This is a genomic window from Synechococcus sp. R8-2 (genome assembly GCF_047461715.1).
In the GTDB taxonomy this organism is placed as follows: Bacteria; Cyanobacteriota; Cyanobacteriia; order Thermostichales; family Thermostichaceae; genus Thermostichus.
In genome coordinates this window covers 1-930 of sequence record NZ_JANSHQ010000466.1, presented here as the reverse complement: position 1 = coordinate 930, position 930 = coordinate 1, and the positions used below count along the sequence as shown (strand labels likewise).

1 protein-coding gene is annotated in these 930 nt (G+C 58.9%); it reads right to left on the bottom strand.

Annotated elements, in window-relative coordinates:
- Window positions 1-242: 242 nt before the first annotated feature.
- On the bottom strand, window positions 243-930 hold a 688-nt coding region (locus NW819_RS11130), incomplete at its 5' end, for an SIMPL domain-containing protein (RefSeq protein WP_414413778.1).

Below are 930 nucleotides of genomic sequence, written 5' to 3'. Positions count from 1 at the left end.
CGGGAAAGCAAACTACCCGCAACTTTCCATCGTTATTCTAATGCGGTAGCAAACAGCAGCCGCTTCAACTTTGCCGAGTTGGTTAGATGGATTGAATCACTCTTGAATCACTGAGACTTCGCTCGTCCAGAGCCGCTGTCTGTTGCTGCCCAAGGCTTGCTCTGACCAGAAGCCCTTTGGCGGGAGAGCTGAAATCTATGTGGTGAACATTTGTGAATTATTCGAGGCAGCAAAGCAGAGGCTCAGTAACGGATCTCGAGGGTGACTTGGGCGCGCACGGTTTGCTGTCCCCCCTCCACCGGTGTGGATGCCGTTTCTAGACGGGCATAGTCGGCGCGGGCAAAGGGGATCGGCGGCGGGATCATGTAGCCATCGCTCTGAATCTGGATGCGCTCGAGGGAACGGATGCTCAGGTTCAAGGCCCCCAGCACATCCTGGGCTTGGCGTTGGGCATCTTGCACGGCTTGGGTTAGGGCGCGGCTGCGCGCTTCCAACAGGGTGGCATCGTCGGCCCGGAAACTGACCGATTCCACCTGGGTGGCTCCGGCGGCCACGGCTTCATCCAGCACTTGCCCGGCTCTGGCCACGGGCACCTCGAATTGCAGACTGTTTTGCCCCTGCACACCCGTTAGGCGAGGTTGGCCATCCCGATAGTCGTATTGCGGGTAGAGGGAAATGCCGGTGGTTTGTAGAGCGCCTACTTGCAGCTCCTTGAGGCGATTGACCAGCCGCTCTGAGCGTTCTGCCACCTGTTGTTGTACCGATTGCGCCGTCTCCCCCTGGATCACCACCCCCAAGCGAATGAGGGCAATGGAGTTCTCTACGGAGACCGATCCCTGTCCTGTAACCGTCAACATTCGGGATCCCTCACCAGGACTGGCCATCGCTCCACCTCCGGCGATTATGTTCCAACCCAACAGGGCCACCGCC